Origin of the sequence: Mesorhizobium sp. M7D.F.Ca.US.004.01.2.1, from assembly GCF_003997785.1 — a bacterium.
Lineage (GTDB): Bacteria > Pseudomonadota > Alphaproteobacteria > Rhizobiales > Rhizobiaceae > Mesorhizobium > Mesorhizobium loti.
In genome coordinates, this window is the sequence record NZ_RZRQ01000685.1 from 1 (window position 1) to 1,059 (window position 1,059).

Here is a 1,059-nt window from a genome sequence, read left to right on the forward strand (position 1 = left end):
CAGTTGGGACAGATCCTGAGCCTTGCGACGGTGTCGTCGCGCAGCAGCGACAGTGCCGAAACCGCCAACGCCGCCTCGAAGGCGATCGGCGTCAGGGGATCACCGAACGGCCTTCCCGGCGCACCGATCTCGGTCCGGCTGCCGGCCAGACCCTCGGCGCAGGCTCTCAGGAACCCCGGCAGATCGGTGGTGACAACCGCGCCCGTCGACACGGCACCGCGAAACAGCCGGTCCGTCGCCTCGCGGATCGACAGCACGACGGGTGCGATCGTCTCCGGTGACGGTGCAGCCAGCGGCCTGTCGCCAAGCTCGGCGGCGCGAAAGCGGCTCGCCGCATCGGCGAAGCGGGCAATCTCGGCCGGATCATCGAAACGGTCGAAGGTCCGCTCCGGATCGCCGCGCAGCACGACGGTGTTCGCCGTGTCGAGCGCAAGCAGGCCGCCGGTGAAGCGGTGCGGGGTCCAGGATACCGTCATGCCTGAAATCTAACCGATAAATCGCATTTGACAAGTTAGATTCAGCGATGCAGGTTCTCTGCCGGGCGCGGACTCCGCAGCCTTTGTCTTGAGCGTGTCGTTGTCCCAAAACCGCTTTGCACTTTTGGGCGACATGCTCCGAGGGTTTCGCATGCTCTACTTCTTCCAGCAGGTGCTGAACGGGCTGCATTCGGGCGCGCTCTACGCGTTGCTCGCCTTCGGCTATGTGCTGACCAACGGCATTCTGCACCGCACCAACCTCGCCTATGGCGCGCTGTTCGCCTTTTGCGGCCAGACGATGATCCTGACCGCAGCCTTCGGCTATCAAGTGCTGTGGCTGACACTGCTTGCGGCGGTGGCGCTCGGCGTCGTCGCGGCTTTCCTCTATGCCGCGCTGATCAGCCACGTGCTGTCGCGCAGCGTCTTCGAACCGTTGGCCGACCGTACACCCAATGCGATCGTGGTGACGACGCTCGGCATATTGCTGCTGTTGTCGGAGGCAAGCCGCATCGCTGCCGACACGCATGATCTGTGGCTGCCGCCTATGTTGGCGCAGCCCGTCGTTTTCGCGCAGGGCACGACC

Annotated in this window: 1 protein-coding gene and 1 pseudogene; one reads left to right on the top strand and one right to left on the bottom strand. The window is 64.8% G+C overall.

Annotated elements, in window-relative coordinates; translation table 11 throughout:
* The coding region (locus EN993_RS36165) for an ABATE domain-containing protein (protein WP_127266274.1) at positions 1 to 476 on the bottom strand (476 nt) is incomplete at its 3' end.
* A 151-nt stretch (positions 477 to 627) separates the two neighbouring features.
* Here EN993_RS36165 and EN993_RS36170 point away from each other — a divergent pair.
* A pseudogene (locus EN993_RS36170) lies at positions 628 to 1,059 on the top strand (branched-chain amino acid ABC transporter permease); the annotation flags it as partial.